At 44.0% G+C, this 19,161-nt stretch carries 15 protein-coding genes; 1 reads left to right on the forward strand and 14 read right to left on the reverse strand.

The window, feature by feature from the left end:
• Position 1: 1 nt before the first annotated feature.
• From FRX57_RS02205 to FRX57_RS02255, 11 genes are all read right to left on the reverse strand, one after another.
• Positions 2-1,921, reverse strand: coding sequence for a DEAD/DEAH box helicase (locus tag FRX57_RS02205; RefSeq protein ID WP_146566189.1), 1,920 nt, complete (start codon positions 1,919-1,921; stop codon positions 2-4).
• Positions 1,914-2,657, reverse strand: a complete 744-nt coding sequence (locus tag FRX57_RS02210) for a hypothetical protein (protein WP_146566191.1) — start codon at positions 2,655-2,657, stop codon at positions 1,914-1,916. Before FRX57_RS02210 ends, FRX57_RS02205 begins: the two co-directional genes overlap by 8 nt.
• Positions 2,635-5,406 (reverse strand): class I SAM-dependent DNA methyltransferase, encoded by a 2,772-nt coding sequence (locus FRX57_RS02215; protein WP_146566193.1) that lies wholly within the window; start codon positions 5,404-5,406, stop codon positions 2,635-2,637. The genes FRX57_RS02210 and FRX57_RS02215 overlap by 23 nt, the downstream gene beginning before the upstream one ends.
• A gap of 257 nt (positions 5,407-5,663) precedes the next feature.
• Positions 5,664-7,175 (reverse strand): zinc ABC transporter substrate-binding protein AdcA, encoded by a 1,512-nt coding sequence (locus tag FRX57_RS02220; RefSeq protein ID WP_146566195.1) that lies wholly within the window; start codon positions 7,173-7,175, stop codon positions 5,664-5,666.
• A gap of 116 nt (positions 7,176-7,291) precedes the next feature.
• Positions 7,292-8,203, reverse strand: a complete 912-nt coding sequence (whiA, locus tag FRX57_RS02225) for a DNA-binding protein WhiA (RefSeq protein ID WP_146566197.1) — start codon at positions 8,201-8,203, stop codon at positions 7,292-7,294.
• A complete protein-coding gene (locus FRX57_RS02230; RefSeq protein WP_146566199.1) occupies positions 8,200-9,177 on the reverse strand; it encodes a gluconeogenesis factor YvcK family protein in 978 nt (325 codons plus the stop codon). The genes whiA and FRX57_RS02230 overlap by 4 nt, the downstream gene beginning before the upstream one ends.
• Positions 9,174-10,064, reverse strand: a complete 891-nt coding sequence (gene rapZ / locus FRX57_RS02235; RefSeq protein ID WP_146566200.1) for an RNase adapter RapZ — start codon at positions 10,062-10,064, stop codon at positions 9,174-9,176. The genes FRX57_RS02230 and rapZ overlap by 4 nt, the downstream gene beginning before the upstream one ends.
• A 65-nt stretch (positions 10,065-10,129) precedes the next feature.
• A complete protein-coding gene (asnS, locus tag FRX57_RS02240) occupies positions 10,130-11,476 on the reverse strand; it encodes an asparagine--tRNA ligase (RefSeq protein ID WP_146566202.1) in 1,347 nt (448 codons plus the stop codon).
• Between the two features lie 22 nt (positions 11,477-11,498).
• Positions 11,499-12,689, reverse strand: coding sequence for a pyridoxal phosphate-dependent aminotransferase (locus FRX57_RS02245; protein WP_146566204.1), 1,191 nt, complete (start codon positions 12,687-12,689; stop codon positions 11,499-11,501).
• Positions 12,686-13,156: a cell wall elongation regulator TseB-like domain-containing protein gene (locus FRX57_RS02250; RefSeq protein ID WP_146566206.1), complete on the reverse strand. Its 471-nt coding sequence runs from the start codon at positions 13,154-13,156 to the stop codon at positions 12,686-12,688. The genes FRX57_RS02245 and FRX57_RS02250 overlap by 4 nt, the downstream gene beginning before the upstream one ends.
• Positions 13,157-13,231: 75 nt before the next feature.
• On the reverse strand, positions 13,232-15,679 hold the full coding sequence (locus FRX57_RS02255; RefSeq protein ID WP_146566209.1) for a bifunctional DnaQ family exonuclease/ATP-dependent helicase: 2,448 nt from the start codon (positions 15,677-15,679) through the stop codon (positions 13,232-13,234).
• A gap of 60 nt (positions 15,680-15,739) precedes the next feature.
• On the opposite strand from FRX57_RS02255, the gene FRX57_RS02260 reads away from it, so the two are divergent.
• Entirely contained in the window at positions 15,740-16,375 is a 636-nt protein-coding gene (locus FRX57_RS02260) for an MBL fold metallo-hydrolase (RefSeq protein ID WP_146566211.1), read from the forward strand.
• Positions 16,376-16,425: 50 nt separating this feature from the next.
• On the opposite strand, the gene ftsX is transcribed toward FRX57_RS02260, so the two are convergent.
• The 3 genes from ftsX to prfB all read right to left on the reverse strand — a co-directional run bounded on the left by ftsX (position 16,426) and on the right by prfB (position 19,130).
• The gene (gene ftsX, locus FRX57_RS02265; RefSeq protein ID WP_146566213.1) at positions 16,426-17,337 is read right to left on the reverse strand and encodes a permease-like cell division protein FtsX; all 912 of its coding nucleotides are present in this window, start codon (positions 17,335-17,337) and stop codon (positions 16,426-16,428) included.
• Positions 17,330-18,022, reverse strand: coding sequence for a cell division ATP-binding protein FtsE (ftsE, locus tag FRX57_RS02270; RefSeq protein ID WP_146566215.1), 693 nt, complete (start codon positions 18,020-18,022; stop codon positions 17,330-17,332). The genes ftsX and ftsE overlap by 8 nt, the downstream gene beginning before the upstream one ends.
• A gap of 12 nt (positions 18,023-18,034) precedes the next feature.
• A protein-coding gene (gene prfB, locus FRX57_RS02275) for a peptide chain release factor 2 (RefSeq protein WP_146566217.1) occupies positions 18,035-19,130 on the reverse strand; the annotation gives its coding sequence in 2 pieces (ribosomal slippage) (positions 18,035-19,057 and positions 19,059-19,130; 1,095 coding nt in all).
• Between the last annotated feature and the right edge of the window lie 31 nt (positions 19,131-19,161).

Raw genomic sequence — 19,161 nt, forward strand, 5'->3', positions numbered from 1 at the left:
ATTAACCCCTCCTTTCACGTCGCAATTGCTCCAATTTTACCAAGGCATAATAAAGGCGTTGCTCATCCAGTTCTTTGGCGTTTCGTTGGGGCAGACGACCATGTTCAGCTCGAAAAGCCTTGATTTTCGGATAGAGCATGCGAAGTTCATCTTCGGTAAATTCAATCTTTTTACTGTCAAAAACACGAGCAATAAGATTTAGGGTTCGACTATCCACATCACGCGACAACACTTCATAAGCTCCTTGGAAGGGATTGACGCTATCGATCAAATCAATGCTTAAGTCATCAATATTGACAAATTTATCTGCCATTTTGAGTAATTGCTTATTATCCTTATCTCGTTCGGCATTGGCAAGGGTCAAATCAGCAACCAGATACTGGCGGACTTCCTCGACTTCCGTTTGACTCAGTTGGGGATATTGGGTGGCAATGACACGTGGAATTAACTGCTTATTGATGGTTTTGCTATCTGCCCCAGCAGCAATGGCTGCCTGTACCACCGCATCTTGTAGGGTAGAGGCCTTTAATTCAGTCAAATCCTGTTTAATAATCTGCTCTACTTGTGGTGTGGATGGCTTGGCCAGTCCTTGAATATAGATATCAGCTCCCTGTGATTTCTGCTTGCTGTCCACCTTGGGTTTGAAGGTGAAAGCAGGGGATAAAACATTTTCCATGAGCAGACTAGCCGTAATAGCTTTCATCAGATTATTGACAGAATAGTGAACTTCCGCATCCTCTGCATTTGGCTGGGCGATAAGATTAGTAAAAACCGCCTCGGTCTTGTTGGAGCTATCTCTGGTGACACGCCCAATAATCTGGATAATCTCAGTTAGGCTCGAACGATAGCCGATGGTCAGGGCATATTCGGCAAAGGGCCAGTCAAAACCTTCCTTGGCCATGCCTAGGGCAATAATCATATCCAAATCATCCAGTTGGCTCATTTCAGCTAAATAGGCGGCCACGGTTTCTCGTCCTTCCTCCGTGACAAGATCAGCGATTTTCAACACCTTGCCTGAAGCCGTTTCAAGTTGGATAATCCCATGCTGGTCCTTGCCGAGATAATCCCCCAACAAATCCAAAATCTCATCGACTTCACCATACTTGTCCGTAGTTGATTCGCCCGAGTTGACATTGGGGATATGGATAATGGTTTTCTTATCAATAAATTCAGGAACAAGATCTGGCAAGGCTTCCAGATAACTGCCTTGGTAAAATTTATAGGCCATGCTAAAGGACTTGAGATATTTATAACCTTCTAGTTGCTCATAGTAGGTATAGGTCACACGGTCAAACCGCTCTTCATCTGCCGGGTCAAGAATGGGAACACTGTCTCCACGGAAATAAGAACCGGTCATGGCAAAAACGTGAGCAGTCGAAGACTGCAAGACTTCACGGAGAACATTGCCCAAGACCGAACTGTCGTCCTGGGACACATGGTGAAACTCATCAATAGCTAGGAGACAATGATCAAAACTACTGACATCCAACTGCTCCCAAGCAAACCGTAGCGTGGCATGGGTACAGATGAGAACATCGTCCGTTGGGTCTGTGGAGGTCATAAAGTTGACAAAGGCAGTGACCTTGCTCCTGCCTGTTCCAGATGTGGTCAAGTTATTTGCTTCCTTGACCTGCCAATCCCAGTAGTAACCATAGTCTGATAGTCTAGTTGACCGGAAGGATTTACCAATAGAGCGTTCTGGGACGGCGATAATGGCCTTTTTCAAGCCCTGATTTTTCAGTTTATCCAGAGCAATAAACATGAGGGCCCGTGATTTACCAGATGCAGGCGGTGCCTTAACCAAGAGATGACGACTGGCTCGTTTTTCATAAACCCGTGCCTGCATCTCCCGCATACCTAGCTGATTGGTATTGACCGACGTTTCTTGCTGCCCATAATTGACTTGAAAAACCTTAGACATAGCTAGCCTCCTTGGCACGATTAACAAGGTACTTGATGATAGCATACGTTTCATCACGTATCAAACAAACTTCAATCTCTGTTAATTTCTTAGTTAATTCCTTAATTTTCTTATGCTTGACATGATTATTTTGGCTAGCTGCATAATAGTCTATCCTTTCCCAAATCATGTTACTTATTTCTTTTGGAACCCCCTGCTCTTTCAACCAGCCACCCAATGGTTTTCTCTGATTTTCTAACGATTTTTCATTGACTAACAAGGATTTTAAGAGCAACTCCAGGCATAATCTTGCATTATCCAAACTTTCTCGGTATTGAAAGGCTTGGTAATGGCTCATGGCTTTTTTCCAAAAGTCTAAACTACCAGGATAGTCTGCAAGTAAGTATTCTATTTCTGTCAGGCATTTCTGTTCTTCCACTGTCTCTGTGATGATGCCATAGGTTTCTGCCAGCTGGTAGAGGGCTTTTTGTACTATTTCTTTCTCTTTGAGAGCTTCATTTTGTTGCGTTAGATAGACGATAAGACCCGCTTGTTCCTCTCCATCAAGATAGCGAAAAAGCCTCTCGCTATAGTTGGATTTGCTTTCCCCTTTTTTCATTGATGGAAAGTCTATCTCAAGATTTCTTTTCACACTATAATCTGCAAAATGCTGTTTAATCTCTCGACCACTAAAAGCATTGCCAATAGCACTGCATAGAGAAAATATCTTATCCTTACTTAATCTTTCCCTTGTCATTTGTCATCTCCTTATAACGTTTGAGTAAGTGGCTGAGGCGTTCCTCGTCACTCTGAAATGGGGTTTCTTTATAGGCACGCTCCACGATACCATCAAGAACTTGATGGGCCTGACGCAGGCTATCTGGCATGGTATCTCGGTGATAGAGTTCGGCTAAGGTACCACCCAGCTCCTCGCGTAAGTCCAAAATCTCCAAAACCTGCTCCTCAATCTGACTTTTGCGCTTATCAGACAAGTCTGGCACTGGGAAGGTGTTGTAAACTAGACCTGCTGAATAACGGTAACGAGTTTCCAACTTACCACCGATTGCTCGCAACCAGGTCATGTGGAGACGGGACTGAAGAAGACCCAATAACCAAATCGGAGCATTATACACGACATAGGCTGAAGAGGAAATAATTGTATTCTCATCCATAAATCCCATAGGCACATAATCTCTTTGTTCTGAAGAAACCGTTGGAACAAGGAGTTGCATAAACTCTTCTGCACCGGAATGGAGAAACTCTTGATAAGCTTTATCCCATTCACCTCTTTGCATAAATTCATAAGGCTTATCAGCAGCTTTGCGACTACTTCCTGCCTTACTAGCTAGGCGAGTTTTTCTGACACCTTCAACTCTCTCAAAGAGGAGAGGATTACCTTTTAGCTCTTGGTAAGTTTGGATATTTAACCAAAAAACATACCTTAACTTATTGTTGATAAACTCTACACTACCCCCATAATATTTGATGACTGAAACGAGTTCTGGGTAATCTGCAAGGATTTTATTCTTTTCTTCCGCTGTTGAAATAATCAGATACCCTCCTTCTTTTGGCATATTACCACATACCATTTTAGGTAGTCCATTTAAGGGACTGTTACTAGCTTCAACGATAACACTATCGCCAGATGACAAATAAGGATTTATATACTCAACATTATTTTGAGTTGAGTCTTCACTAAAAATATAACGATTAGAATGGACATTGCTAAAGTTAGCTAATCCTATGATGATAACTGTCACCCCAGCATTATTGCTAGCCGAGTTCCCCCATTTGAAGGAAGTATAGGCAAACTCAATCACCGATGTTTGCAATAAATGATTCCAAACAATCGGAACTTGCTCGCCTTGACATATAGAATTAGTGGTTACAAAAGATAGCTTACCATTACAAGAATTGATGAAATCCACTCCCTTAAAAAACCAACACGCAATATAATCCATACTTTTGTATCTAGGAATATGACTAATACATAATGTCACATCCTCTTTCTGCTCTTTATTTTGAAGTTGATACCCTATATACGGCGGATTGCCAATCAGATAAATCTCATCGGTTGCTGTGTGGGGGACAACTTCATTCCAATCAAGCCTTAGGGCATTGCCTTGGACGATATGACCTGCGTCCTTGAGGGGGAGAAAGGCTTGTTTGAGGTTGATTTCTTTTTCGGTCTCGACATTCATCTGGTGCTCTGCTATCCAGAGGGAGAGACGAGCGACCTCGTGGGCAAAGTCATTTAGCTCAATGCCATAAAAATGATTGAGAGAAATGCGGGAGCTTTCAAAGAGACTGATGGCATGGTTATCCGTCAGCTGACGCAGGCTTTTGAGGATTTTGATTTCCAAGCGGCGGAGTTCCTTGTAGATGATGATCAGAAAGTTACCTGAGCCACAAGCAGGGTCAAAAAACTTAATCTGGCTGATACGTTCCAGCAAGTTTCTGAGTGCTTTGGCATATAGGGAACGATTATCACGCCGCGTTCTGTCAGCAATGAGCTTGTCTTCATTTTCATTGATTTTATCAATAATCAATTGGTAGGCTTGGGTCAGGTCATCCAAGAAAAGGGGCTTGATGACCTTCATGATATTGCTGACGCTGGTGTAGTGCATGCCTGCACGTGACCGATGTTCTTGACTAGCTACCGTCTGAATCATTGAGCCTAAAATGTCAGGATTGATCTCATTCCAGTTGAGCAATTCTCCCGCCTCGATGATGAGCTTTCTCGTTTTACGATCAAAGGTCAGATTGGTTTGGGCCGCTGTAAAGAGCTTACCATTGACATAGGGAAACTCCTGTAACCAATTCTCTTGTTTGAGACGATTGGCTACATCCAAACTGGCAAAAATTTGGTTGAAAAGGGCATTTAAGTCACTACCATCCTCGCGTGAGCGGGTCTTGATGGCATTGGTTAAAATCCCCTTTTTCATGATGTCGGTGTCTTCTGCAAAGAGCAAGAAAAGGAGACGAATCAAGAATAGGTTAAACTCTTTTTCAGCCTCACTTTGATTAGTGAAATGATTGATTTTTCGCAGTTCGTCATAGAGACGCGTGAAGCGTTCCGCCGCCTTGATGTCGGCAGGATTTTCCTTGGCATAGTCAACCTTTTCTACACCATTCCAGGCCAAAAAGAAATCCGCATAGCTGGCCAAATCTGCAAAAGCAATATTGAGCGTGTCCCCCGTCTTGGTATCTTTACTAGCCAAGTGCTCAAAGTTGGTCACGATAATGTAGCGTGGTTGAGACTTTTGCTGACTGATTTCTGCTTCAATCTTTGCTACCTCAGCCACAACCGACTGCTCTGTTGATACTTGCCGATAATAGAGTTTGTTCTTAATCGTCGTGCCATTTTCCTTGCGTAACCGTGTAATGGTTGCCTTGGGAATAGCATAAAAAGACAAGAAATCGTAGAGAAAGGTGGCAGGGTCAATGCCTGCTTCCAACAACTGCTTTATCTTGTCTTCAATCGTAATAATATCAAGTTTTGCCATACTTACTCCTAGTAAATCTCGCCAAACCTCTTGTTCTAGTACAACGAGTAGATAAAAGACTGATCAGATGTCGCTATCTTATCAGATAACGATACAAACTAGTTTTTTCAACTCTGGTCAGTGACGAGACAATTATTTGTAAGTTAGTAGTAGGAATGTCAATGACTACTACTAACTTATATACTAGTATATAAGCGATGGCAGCGTTTTCTTTTGTGTACAGAAAAAACCGAGAAAATGCTTCTCGGTTGTCAATCTTAATGGGCGACCAGTGCCTGAGCAATGTCATGGCCGCTAAGCTTGTCTGGGTAGTAGGTAGGCCAGTTTTCCAGCTCCTTAAAGAGGGCTTCCTGGCTGTCTGAACCCCAGAACAAGTGGAAATGCTCTGCTTTTTGTGGAGCAATGCCGTGGTCACTAAATTGAACATACTTGAATTGACCAGCATCTTTATCCTGGCTTTCAAAAAGGTAGCGAACACCACGGTTACCTTTTGGATAGGTTAGAACCTTATAGCCAACGTAACGATAGCTAAAGGTCTTTTTAACTCCCTTTTGGACAAAGGTCATGGTTTTCTTGTGACCATCAATGCTAATCTTTTCGACATCCGTCTGATAGCCCTTGGTGTAATAGTCTTTGTACTCTTGGGCAGTCATGTCTTGCTTAGACTTAGCCTTATAATCCCAGACAGGATCCAGGGTTCCATCTAGCAAGTAAGGGTAGAGGGATTGCCAGTTGCCAGACCAGTCCGCCAAAGTCCTATCCTTAATGTCCTTATCTTTAAAGTAACCTTTTTCTACCGTCTGATCACTATTATGTTCAGGGCTGATCTCCTTGCCAGCAAGATCTGTTGTTAGGCGTAAGGCGGCTAGGTTAGCTCGCATGACTGAAAAATAATCTTGACCTGCCTGAATTTGCTTTTTGGTCAAACTTTCTAGCGGATTGAGAACAGCAGTGGTCACACCAACCTCCTCAGCTAGGGTTTTAGCCAGAGCTTGTGAAGCATTTTCTTCAAAATAAATGTATTTTATCTGGTATTTTTTCACATAGCGACTCAATTCAACCAAGCGCTTGGCACTAGGTTCAGCATCAGCAGAAACTCCTGTAATCGCAACCTGTTTCAAACCGTAATCTAAGGCAAGATAGCCAAAGGCCGCATGCTGGGTAACAAAACTTTTTTGTTTAGCCTGACCCAAGGCTTCCCGATAATCCTTGTCCAATGCCTGTAATTTTTCAAGGTATTTGGCTGCATTTTTGGTCAAGGTCTCTGCTAATTCAGGGTGTGCTTTAATGAGACCATCCCTAATATTCTCAACCAGTGTCTGAGCTCTGGCCGGAGATAACCAGAGGTGGGGATCGTAGGCATGACTATGTCCCTCACTGGCATGCTCTTCTTCTGTTTCTGTGCCAGCTGCCAAGATCATATTGCCACTGGCCTTGATAACAGTTAAGGTTTTATGATTGAGAGACTTCCTCGTCTTTTCTACCCAGGTTTCCATGCTATCATCTAGGTAAACAAAATCGCTAGCTGCTTGCAATTTAGCAATGGTCTTGGTTGACGGCTCAAACTCGTGCACTTCTGTTCCTGCCCCAATCAAGAGGCTGACCTGACCTGTATCCCCAACAACAGCCTTAGTAAATTCATAAATGGGGTAGAAACTTGTCACTACCTGGAGTTGCTTTTTTTCCTGGGCTCTGACAGGACCCGTTCCAAACAGGCTAATCACTAAACTGACCAACAAGATGGAAAAGATGGTTTTTATCGTATTCATTTTTTTCTCCTTTACTTAACCAGTTAATCATTTACTAGTTAAGTATATCACATTAAAAAATATTTGCAAGCCTAATATTAAAAAAGCTAGGGAAATTTTCCTAGCTTTATTAGAAGTTATAAGTCTTCAGCGATTTTATTTAGTTTTCTCAAGCGATGGTTGACCCCACTCTTGGTCAAGGGAGGCTCTAAACTATCGGCTAGTTGTTGAATGGAATAATCAGGATTGGCCACACGAATCTGGGCCACCTGCTGTAACTCTAAAGGCAAACTATCCAAGCCAACAGTGTCCATGATTTTAATGATATTATTGATGGTCTTCATGCTGGCTGTAATGGTTCGGGCAATATTGGCTGTTTCTGCATTATTGGCTCGATTGAGATCATTGCGGGTTTCCCGCAAGATTTTGATCTGTTCAAAAGTCTTGAGTCCCTCTAAGGCACCAACGACAATCAGAAAATCCATGATGTCCTCTGCTTTTTGCAAGTAGGTCATGGCACCATTCTTATGCTCCAATACCTTGGCATCCAGCATAAATTTCCGCATAAGCTGGGCTAAATCCTGGGCATGATCCAAATAAACCGAGAAGATTTCTAGCTGATATTTGCCAGATTCTGGGTCACGAATGGTACCACTGGCCAAGAAAGCCCCTCTGAGATAGCTTCGACCAATCTCATCATCTAGCATGACTTCTTGTTCAATCCCTGTTTCCAGACCGAAGAAAGCATCTGCTAGCCGCAAGTCGGACAAGATGGCTTCAACCTTCTGATTAACCACTACCATATAGACACGATTCTTCTTGAGATTGGTCTTTTGATGGTAGCGAATGTCAGGCTCGATCTGATAATACTCTACCAGTAAGGCATAAATATGACGAGCAATTTTGGCATTTTCCGTCAAGACCGATAAGGTCAACCCCTCTGCGGTTAACCCCAGTGTACCCGACATTTTGACTAGAGCTGCCAGTTGCGCCTTAGCCACTATTGGCTGCGTCAGCAACTCTTCTTTGATGGTGATGGTGAAAGTCATGGAGTGCTCTCCCCAATCAGTCGTAGCAACTCCACCACCACACGATCACCATCATGAAAAGCTCCGCCATTTTTCAAAGACAGAAAATTACTGGAAATCACTCGCTTGGCTAATTTGGCTAGACCAGACGCATCGTGCTCTACCTGGACCAAGTACTCATCAAAGGCATGGCAGTTCATGTAGGATTGGGGGACAGGTTCAAGATTCACCAAGACGGCATCAATCACATCTACCCCCAAATGACGATTGAGCACCGCCACATGGTCCCTATCGGTGAAATGCTCGGTTTCGCCATGCTGGGTCATGATATTACAAACATAGGCCACTGTTGCTGGTGTGGTCTGCAAGGCCTGTTTGATTTCAGGAATGACGAGATTTGGTAGGATGGAGGTAAAGAGAGAACCTGGTCCTAAGACAATCAAATCACTTTCCATGATGGCCTTAACCACTTTATGGCTGGCCTTTGGGGTATCATCATTGTAGGTGTTGGTAACAAAAACCCGCTCAATCATGCCATCGTACTTGGCAATTTGGCTCTCACCGACAACCTCATGACCATCCTGAAAGACAGCATGTAGGGTTAGAGGCTGATCACTGGCTGGATAAATTTTTCCTGTGGTGTGAAAGAATTGGGTCAAAATCTGCATGGCCTTATAAGTGGAACCCTGCATCTCAGAAATTCCTGCAATAATTAAATTTCCTAAAGGATGACCAGCCAAGGGACCGTCATTTTCCTGAAAACGGTATTGGAAGATTTTTTCGTAAAACTTGGGCATATCACTCATAGCCACCAAGACATTACGCAAATCACCTGGTGGTGAAATTTTCATGGCGGAACGAAGTTGGCCTGACGAACTGCCATCATCAGCCACCGTCACAATGGCTGTGATATCAACTTCTTCATGCCGGAGACTACTCAAAATCACTGGAATCCCAGTTCCTCCACCGATTACTGTTATTCGTGGTTTTCTCATGAGCGATTTACCGTTTCTTTCCGTCTATCCTTATCCCGATGATTTTCATTGACCGGCCAATCTTGCCCTAAGTCTTGAGCCAAGCGATGAGCAAAGGCCACACTGCGGTGTTGTCCTCCTGTGCAACCAATAGCAATGGTCAAGACAGACTTGCCTTCCTTCTGATAGGCGGGTAAGATGGGGGTCAAGAGAGCCACTAGATGTTGATAGAAATCCTCTGATTGCTCATGCCCCATGACATAATCAAAGACTAACTGATCCAAACCAGTCTGCTGACGTAAGGTTTGCTGGTAATAAGGATTGGGCAAAAAGCGGACGTCAAAGACCAGGTCAGCATCTAAGGGTAAACCATATTTAAACCCAAAACTCATGACCTCAAGGCGAAAACTGTGTTGGCCTTCGCAGGCAGAAAATTGGTCTGAAATGGTTTGGCGTAACTGACGCGGTGTTAATTCTGTCGTATCAACCACATGCTGACTGAGATTTTTCAAGGGAGCCAAGAGTTCTCTTTCCAAAATAATCCCATCTAAGACACGACCGTCTGCTGCCAACGGATGGCTCCGACGGGTTTCCTTATAGCGAGAAACCAGTTCACCATCAGTGGCATCCAAAAAGAGAATCTTGACATCCAACTGGGATTTACTTTCTAGCTGGTCTAAGATTTGGGTAATTTCATTGAAAAAGAGACGACTTCGCATGTCAACAACCAGGGCAACCTTTTGATGATCCTCTGTTTGTTGGACCAAGTCTAAAAATTTTGGCATTAGGGTTGGCGGCATGTTATCAATGGTAAAATACCCCAAGTCCTCAAAAGACTGGATGGCCACTGTTTTTCCGGCCCCGCTCATACCAGTCACAATCACTAAATCAATAAGAGATTGACTCATCAAGATTCTCCTTTCTGATGGCCTAGTGCAGTAAAAAGCCGCCAAGAGCGACTTTTACTCAGTTTTTAAGGTTTCAAACGATGCAACATGCGTGGGAATGGAATAGCTTCACGGATATGCTTGGTTCCCGCAACAAAGGTCACCATACGTTCCAAGCCAAGACCAAAGCCAGCATGGGGCACTGAGCCATATTTCCGTAAATCTAGGTAGAAGGCATAATCATCAGGATTTAGACCTTCTTCAACAATCTTATCATAAAGTTTTTGGTAGTCATCTTCACGGACAGAGCCACCAATAATCTCACCATAGCCTTCTGGAGCCAATAGGTCAGCGCAAAGCACACGGTCTGGATTGCCAGGAACAGGCTTCATGTAGAAGGCCTTGAAGCTAGCAGGGTAGTTAACCACAAAGGTTGGTACACCAAAATAGTTAGAAATCCAGGTTTCATGTGGTGAACCGAAGTCATCGCCGTGCTCCAAATGATCGTAATCGGTATCTTCATCTGCCTCATGCTCCTGCAAGAGGGTGATGGCATCGTCATAAGAAACACGTTTGAAGGGTTGGTCAATATAACGTTTTAGGGCCTCAACATCACGTTCTAGAATTTCCAAGGCTTGGGGTGCTCGGTCCAGTACCCCCTGAATTAACGCTTTGACATAAGCCTCCTGCAAATCAAGCGATTGCTCGTGGCTCATGAAGGCATATTCCGCATCCATCATCCAAAACTCAGTCAGATGACGGCGGGTCTTAGATTTTTCGGCACGGAAAACTGGGCCAAAGTCAAAGACACGTCCCAGAGCCATCACACCTGCTTCTAGATAAAGCTGACCAGACTGACTGAGAAAGGCTGGATGGCCAAAGTAGTCTGTTTCAAATAATTCTGTTGTATTTTCTGCTGCATTTCCTGACAAAATCGGACTATCAAATTTGATAAAACCATTTTGATCAAAAAATTCATAAGTGGCATAGATGATGGCATTACGAATTTGCATAATGGCCATTTGACGGCGAGAACGCAACCAAAGGTGACGATGGTCCATCAGGAAATCCGTCCCGTGTTCCTTCGGTGTGATCGGATAATCCACACTCTCACCAACTACTTGAAGGTCTGTCACATCCAGCTCATAACCAAATTTTGACCGCTCATCTTCCTTGACAATCCCTGTCACCAAAACTGAGGTTTCTTGGCTCAAACGTTTGATTGTATCAAACTTGGCTACCCCTTCTTCTTCTCCAAAGGTTTCAATAAAGTTGGGTTTGAAGGCAACAGCTTGGAAAAAGGCTGTTCCATCACGCAACTGCAAGAAGGCTAGTTTCCCCTTGCCAGATTTATTGGCAACCCAGGCACCGATGGTCACTTCTTGACCAACGTGGTCCTTAACATCAATGATTGCTACGTAGTCTTTTGACATAAAATTCTTTTCTCTTTCTTTTTTATTGACTCTTAGTTTCCATAAATTTTTTCAAGCGGTTTAAGGCTTCCTGCAAGGTCGCCAAGTCTGTCGCATAACTGAGACGAAGATGGTTAGGGGCTCCAAAGCCCTCACCAGTCACCAGAGCCACCTGAGCTTCTTCAAGGATGGCATTGGTGAAATCTGTCACATTCGTATAGCCTGTCAGACGCATAGCCTCAGTAACATTTGGGAAGAGGTAAAAAGCTCCCTGGGGTTTGAGGGCTTGAAAACCTGGAATGGCATTAAGTTGGGGATAAATGGTGTTTAGGCGATCCTCAAAAATCTGCCGCATCTTTTCTAGCTCCTCTTGGGGGCCAGTCAATGCTTCAATGGCAGCATACTGAGCAACTGTTGTCAAATTTGAGGTCGTTTGACTGATTAGCTTGCTCATGGCAGCAATAATTTCCTCCGGTCCAACGGCAAAGCCAACCCGCCAGCCAGTCATGGCATAGGTTTTGGAAACCCCATTAACCACTACTGTTTGTTGGCGTAGGCGTTCAGACAAGCTAGAGATGGGCTCAAAGGTCACACTGTTATAGACTAGACGGCCGTAAATGTCGTCAGCCAAGATTAAAATATCGTGGTCCAGAGCCCATTGACCTATCGCCAAAAGCTCATCACGGTTATAAACCATTCCTGTCGGATTTGAAGGAGAATTGAGGAGTAAGACCTTGGTTCTGGAGCTACGAGCTGCTTCCAGCTGCTCCACCTTAATTTTGAAATCATTGGTCTCCTCAGCCGGGACAAAGACTGCCTGCCCTTGGGCTAAACTGACCTGATCAGCGTAAGAAACCCAGTAGGGGGTGGGAATTAAGACCTCATCACCGGGATCCAAAACAGCCATAAAAAAGGCATAAAGGATAAACTTTGCCCCAGTTCCCGCCACAATCTGCTGACTGGTCACACCATAGCCATAGTAAGTTGCCATATAGCTGGCAATGGCGTCTTTTAGTTGAGGAAGACCAGCTGCTGGTGTGTAAAAGCTAGCGCGACCATCTTGAATACTGGCCATGGCCTGCTGTTGAACAAAGCTAGGCGTGATAAAATCTGGCTGCCCTAAGGTCAAGTCTAAAATATCCAGACCTTGAGCTTTTAAGGCCTGCGCCCTGGCACTGGTGGCCAAGGTCACACTCTCTTGCATGGCTGTCATGCGGTGGGCTAATTTACTCATATCCCTTCCTTTTTCACTAAATTTCCTGTGACAAAATCAATTAAATAGTAGGCCTTACCTGAGGTTACTTCCCAAATGGCCTGCCCTTGATAAAGACCAAAAACAGTTTTTCTAATAGCAGTCGCTCCATTTTCCTGGGCCTTGACCTGAGCTATTTCCTTACTAATCCCCTTGTCTTGGGGCGTAATGATTACCTGACCATCTGCTTGATTGACTGATACTAGGAGGGCTTGACCAGCTGGGTCTTGACCATAAACGGTATAATAGACCTTCTCACCACTATAGCGATCCACCTCAGCTACGCTTGTCAACTGGGCATAATTCCTAGCTACCGCCTCTGCCTCTTGCCTCGCTGATAAATGAGGTTTTAGGGATAGGTAACCGATGATAAACAGACCAAATAACAAAGAAAAGGCAAGCAAGGCTAACCCAAGAAGATATTGCTTGAGCAAAAATAAATCTTTCAACACCGATTTCCTCTCTAAGGACCAAGACCTTGTCCAAAAATGACGGTTGGACTAGACAAATCTAGGCTATTTCTATTATAGCAAAAATTCTGCGATTTCTGATAGTATTTGTGGACTTTTTTCTTGCCTTAGGTCATATTTATCTTGTAAGAGTCGGCAAACTTTGGCCCCATAGGAACGTCTCAAGAGGCGATTATCTAAGATAAGGAGAGCTGATTTTTGGTCCTGTCGCCGTTGTCCCCGTCCCAAAGCTTGAAATAACCGCAGGGTCATGACTGGAAGTGTGTAGTCATCAAAGGGATCATATCCCTTATGGCGATAGTCACGATTAATTTTTTCGACCAACTTATCCTTAGGATTATCAAAGGGAAGACGGGTAATCACCTGAATCATCCGATCCTGTTCGTGAAAATCCACCCCTTCCCAAAAAGTACCTGTCGCCAATAAAATCTCTGCTTCTCCTTGCTCAAACCGTTTTTTGAGAGCATAACTAGAGCCACTTTTTTCCTGACAGAGATGTGGGAGATTCAATTTTTCCAATTCTTCCGATACCGCAAAAAGTGTTTTTTTAGAGGTAAATAAGACAAAAAGGGGATATTTCAAGGCTTGAAGGCTGACAATCCTCTGGGCAATCAACTGTTCATAGGCAGACTCGCTCAGGTTAGTCAAATCCGGAAATTGCTTATCTACCCAAATGTGTTGGTTCTTGCTTTTGGACTCCTCAACCAAATCAAAATGATAATCTGGTAGCTGCAATAAATCTGCCACTGTAACCTGCGAGGTCAATTGCAGGCTTGCCGAAATGAGATAGAGCTTGTCCGCCTCCAGCAAGGCTGGAAAACTAGCCAACTCCTCCCGACTGCTTTTCAAAATGAGCTGGGAACTATTTTCCAACCAAACAAGAGAAAAATCGGGATCCAAAACAGCTGCTAAATCAGAAAGTTCCTCCATCGCTAGCTCCATCACATCCTGACGAATTTTGGCCAATCGGGCGTCTAACTGGGTCTCTTGCTCTGAGAAAGAGGGCTGATGGATTACCTGTTTCAATTCAAAGTCAAGACTTTCCAATAAGCGTCTAGTCAGATGGTCAGAGGCTTTATCTAACAAGTCTCCTAGCCGTTCCGAAACCTCTGTCAACACGAGTTGTCGACGAGAAAATTCTTCTAAGGCTGAAAAAAAGCGGTGGGCTTCATCAATAACCAAGGTCTTTTTCTTCAAAAAACGATGATCACGGCTACTTTTTTCCAACAAATAAGCATGATTGGTAATCAATAGCTGGCTCCGCTGACTCGCTAGCGTGTTTAAACGCCAAAAATCTACCTCAAAAAAAGGAGAGGACTCGTCAAGGGAACCGTCATGACGCAACTCATCAAAATAAGTCGCTAACCGTTGTTTTTGTTTAATGTCATCTAAATCACCTGTCTCTGTCTCGCAAAGCCAGACTAGTAGTTGCATCTTATAGCGGTTGAGTAAGCGATTGTCATCCCTCCTCTGCAAACTCTTTTGAAAAGCATCTAATTTTAGGTAGTTGGTGGGGGACTTAATGCTATGACAAGAAAGATGAAATACCTGCGACAAAAGTCTGGCCTCTTGGTCCATCAGCTGATCCTGTAAGACCTTGGTAGGGACCGCAAGAATCAATTGCTGCTGGAATAGCTGACTCAACAAGGGCAACAAATAGCCCAAGGTCTTACCAATACCAGATGGGGCCTGAATCAAACTCGGTCGATCCTCAAATAATCCCTGATACACCTTATCTGCAAATAATTGTTGCTTGAAACGAGGTTGTAAACCCAACAAGGCAATATTCTTATCAAAATCTCGTGATAACTGACGAGGTTTAGCCTTGGCTGGTTGACGCTTTAAGACCAATTGATTAACCAACTGATAAGAGGGGGATAGCGGAATTTTGGGCGTCTCTGCTAAGGCCCTATCAATCAATAAACGCGATTCAAAAATCAGATTATCAGCCAAAGTCGCCAGTTGCTCTAAGGTATGACGAGGCAGTTGCTTGATTTTTTCCATCAACAGCAGGAAAATCTCTGCAGTAGCTGTTGCATCCGCTATGGCCGTATGGGCCTGTTCTAACTCGACACCCAGCGTCTTCGCCAGACGTGATAGGCTATATTTCTCCAAGGTTGGAAAAAAGACTTGGGCTAATTCAACCGTATCCACTCGCGGAGTCTTGAGCTCATACCCCTCCCAAAACAGATGCTCAGCCAAAAGATTAGCATCAAAGGTCACATTGTGGGCTACAAAAACACAATCCTCAATCAAGCGGTAAATATCTCCAGCCACCTGAGAAAAATCAGGAGCCTGAGCTAGCTGCTGGTCTGTAATTCCCGTTAAATCAATGATGTGTGAGGTCAAGGACTGGTGGGGATTAATGTCCGTCGCATAAGTTTGACGAATGACCCCATCCTCTATAATAACAATCCCAACTTGGATAATTGCTGCATCTACCGACGACCCCGTCGCCTCAAGATCCACAACAGCGTATTTATTAGAAATCTGCTCTACCATAATGATTTTATTATATCATTTTTAGTCGCCAAACTGAGAAATTTTTGATAGACTAGGAGCATGAAGATTTTAAAAACTGTCAACACCCTTGCTAAAGAAAACACATATTACCTCGTGAATGAAACCGCCTGTCTCCTGATTGATCCAGGCAGTGACACCGACCATATTTTGGCCAAATTGGCTACTATTGGTAAACCGGTAGCTGCTATCCTCCTGACCCATGCCCACTACGATCACATTATAAGTGTTGATGCCGTCCGTGAACACTATCAGCAACCACCTGTCTATATTTCAGACAAGGAAGCTAGCTGGCTTATGTCTCCTTTAGACAATCTATCCGGGCTCTCTCGTCATGACGATATCCCCAATGTCATCCTTGCTCCGGCTGACCACCATTTTCAATATGACCAGCCTTATGAGCTGGCTGGTTTTCAGTTTCAAGTGGTCAAAACGCCCGGCCACTCACATGGGGGTGTTTCGTTCATCTTCCCACAAGAAGCCATCGTTTTTTCTGGTGATGCCTTGTTTAAAGAAACAATTGGACGAAGTGATTTGCCAACCAGTAATTTTGACAACCTGATTGCAGGCATAAAACAAGAACTTTTCACCCTCCCTAATCACTATAAGGTCTATCCTGGCCACGGTTGGGAGACCACCATTGGTCATGAAAAATCCTTCAACCCTTTCTTTCGTTAGTGACCACTTAGTGAATAAATAAAAAAACAGACCATCGTCTGTTTTTTTATTTAGAATTTCAAATAGCGTCGCATGGCAAAAAGAGAACCAAATGAGCCAATCAAAATCCCCAGTAAGGCCATGCCCCCAATAATAGCTGGAACAAATAAGCCAGGTGGATACATGCTCAGGCCAGAACTTTCTAAGGCAGTTCTAAAATAGCCATAAGCAAACTGGTAGAGGAAAAAGATCAAGATAGCTGGTAAAATGGTACCTAGCAAACCAATCCAAGCCCCCTCAAAAAAGAAAGGTCCTCTAATATAAGAGTTTTTAGCCCCAACCAAGCGCATGATTTCAATATCTCGACGGCGGGCCATGATGGTCATACGAACGGTGTTGGAAATGAGGAACACCGCTACCAGAACCAAGAGTCCCGCTCCTACTAAGCCCCAAAGTCGAATCAAATTGGTGACCTTCATCAATTTCTCCGTTTCAATACCACCGTAGTTAAATTCTTCGATGCCTGCCATCCCCTCAATCTGGGCTGCCACACCTTTTAACTTATCCGACGAAGTAACTTCGACGATATAGACATCAGAAAGCGAATCCCCCTCAACCGTATCCCACGCTTCTCCCAAAGTCGCCTTTAACTGATCTAGTTGTTCTTGCTTACTCGAGAAAGTTACTGACTTCACGTCTGGAAGAGCCACTAGCTGATTATAAACTTGATGGTAATTGGGATTAGGGGTCACTTGCCCCTCAGCATTTGTCATCGTTTCTTGTGTCTCAGTTGAATCTGCTGCTAAATAAGCATTGATTTTGACATTATTTTGAATACCGGTTGCTAGTCGTTCTGTATTAAGCAAAACCGTCACAAAACATCCAACCAGGCCTAACGTAAAGGCAACTGACGAGATAGCAATAAAACTAGCCCAGCCATTACGCTTTAGACTTTTGAGTGATTCCCACAAACTCTTAATCATTATATCCGTAGTCTCCTTCCTCCTCGTCACGCACAATACGTCCTTCTTCAATCGCAACCACCCGATGACGGAGGGTATTGACTATCTGGCTATTATGAGTTGCCATAATCACTGTTGTCCCATGGAGGTTTATTTTTTCTAGCAACTGCATAATTTCCCAGGCGATTTCAGGGTCAAGGTTACCTGTCGGCTCATCTGCAATCAGGACCTTAGGATTATTGACAATGGCGCGAGCAATGGCCACCCGTTGCTGTTCACCTCCTGAAAGCTGCTTAGGAAAAGAACGCATTTTGTGTTTGAGACCGACCATCTCCAGCACCTGGGGAACACGTTTTTTAATGTCACGCTTACTCTTGCCGATTACTTCCATGGCAAAGGCAACATTTTCGTAGACTGTTTTTTGTGACAATAGCTTATAATCCTGAAAGACCACTCCTAGACTGCGTCGTAAAATAGGAACCTGTTTCTTTTTTAGCTTGGTCAAATCAAAACGCGCCACTCGCAAATGGCCCTTGCTGACCTTTTCTTCCGCATAAAGTAATTTTAAGAGGGTTGATTTTCCTGCTCCCGATGGTCCCACCAGATAAACAAACTCACCTAGGCTGACTGTCAAATCCAAACCTCGGAGAACGGTTGACGAGCGCGAGTATTTTTTGGAAACCCCTCGCAGTTCAATAATTGCCATTTTTTACTCCTTTTATTCCATACGCCATTTAAGATAGGCATCAATAAAGCCATCCAAATCGCCATCCATGACCTTATCCACCTGGGCTACTTCATGACCCGTCCGATGGTCCTTGACCATGGTGTAGGGGGTAAAGACATAGGAGCGAATTTGACTACCCCAAGTGATTTCTTTTTTATCACCCTTGAGGGCATTGACTTCTTCTGCTTTTTTCTCTTGTTCTAATTGGTAAAGTTTGGCCTGCAACATCTTCATGGCACGGTCGCGGTTGCCATATTGGGTCCGGTCAACAGTTGATGCTACCACAATCCCTGTTGGCATATGGGTCAAACGCACCCCGGTTGATACCTTATTGACATTCTGACCACCAGCTCCTCCTGAGCGGAAGGTATCCATCTTGATTTCATCATCACGAATGTCAATCTCAATGGTGTCATCTAATTCAGGCATGACTTCTACTGATGCAAAAGAGGTATGCCGGCGCTTGGCTGAATCAAAAGGAGAAATGCGGACCAAGCGGTGAACGCCCATTTCTGATTTCAAAAGGCCATAGGCATTGGGGCCTTCAAAGGATAGGGTCACACTCTTGATTCCTGCTTCATCTCCCGCCTGATAATCCAAAACCTCAACCTTAAAGCCCTTAGCATTGCCAAAACGGGTGTACATGCGTAACAACATATCTCCCCAGTCCTGGGCTTCTGTACCACCCGAACCAGGATGGATTTCCAAGATAGCATTATTGCTATCATAAGGGTCTGATAAGAGGAGCGTCATCTCATAGCTGGTCATCATCTGATGCAGTTGAGCCAAATTAGCCACTAACTCTTCCTGCAAACTCTGGTCCTCAGCCAAGAGTTCCTGCAAGAGTTCAACCTCTTCCAAGAGGGTCGCCATGTCATGATAGGTCTGATAGGTTTGTTTCAACCCATTAAGGTCCTGAGACACTTTTTGAGCTGCTAGATTATCATTCCAAAAGTCAGGCTCACTCATCTGATTTTCCAGCTGGGCAATGTCTTCTTCCAAGGCCTCTAAGTCAAAGAGACCTCCCGAAACTAGCTAGTTTCTCTTGGTAATGTTCAATTTTTTGGCGAATTTCTGCCATATCCATTTGGTTTTACCTCACATCTTAATATCTTTTC

It is taken from the genome of Streptococcus cuniculipharyngis, from assembly GCF_007859195.1.
GTDB lineage: Bacteria > Bacillota > Bacilli > Lactobacillales > Streptococcaceae > Streptococcus > Streptococcus cuniculipharyngis.

Coding starts and splice junctions, on each gene's coding strand:
- FRX57_RS02205 (WP_146566189.1), bottom strand. CDS start 1,921: ATGTCTAAGGTTTTTCAAGTCAATTATGGGCAGCAAGAAACGTCGGTC.
- FRX57_RS02210 (WP_146566191.1), bottom strand. CDS start 2,657: ATGACAAGGGAAAGATTAAGTAAGGATAAGATATTTTCTCTATGCAGT.
- FRX57_RS02215 (WP_146566193.1), bottom strand. CDS start 5,406: ATGGCAAAACTTGATATTATTACGATTGAAGACAAGATAAAGCAGTTG.
- FRX57_RS02220 (WP_146566195.1), bottom strand. CDS start 7,175: ATGAATACGATAAAAACCATCTTTTCCATCTTGTTGGTCAGTTTAGTG.
- whiA (WP_146566197.1), bottom strand. CDS start 8,203: ATGACTTTCACCATCACCATCAAAGAAGAGTTGCTGACGCAGCCAATA.
- FRX57_RS02230 (WP_146566199.1), bottom strand. CDS start 9,177: ATGAGAAAACCACGAATAACAGTAATCGGTGGAGGAACTGGGATTCCA.
- rapZ (WP_146566200.1), bottom strand. CDS start 10,064: ATGAGTCAATCTCTTATTGATTTAGTGATTGTGACTGGTATGAGCGGG.
- asnS (WP_146566202.1), bottom strand. CDS start 11,476: ATGTCAAAAGACTACGTAGCAATCATTGATGTTAAGGACCACGTTGGT.
- FRX57_RS02245 (WP_146566204.1), bottom strand. CDS start 12,689: ATGAGTAAATTAGCCCACCGCATGACAGCCATGCAAGAGAGTGTGACC.
- FRX57_RS02255 (WP_146566209.1), bottom strand. CDS start 15,679: ATGGTAGAGCAGATTTCTAATAAATACGCTGTTGTGGATCTTGAGGCG.
- FRX57_RS02260 (WP_146566211.1), top strand. CDS start 15,740: ATGAAGATTTTAAAAACTGTCAACACCCTTGCTAAAGAAAACACATAT.
- ftsX (WP_146566213.1), bottom strand. CDS start 17,337: ATGATTAAGAGTTTGTGGGAATCACTCAAAAGTCTAAAGCGTAATGGC.
- ftsE (WP_146566215.1), bottom strand. CDS start 18,022: ATGGCAATTATTGAACTGCGAGGGGTTTCCAAAAAATACTCGCGCTCG.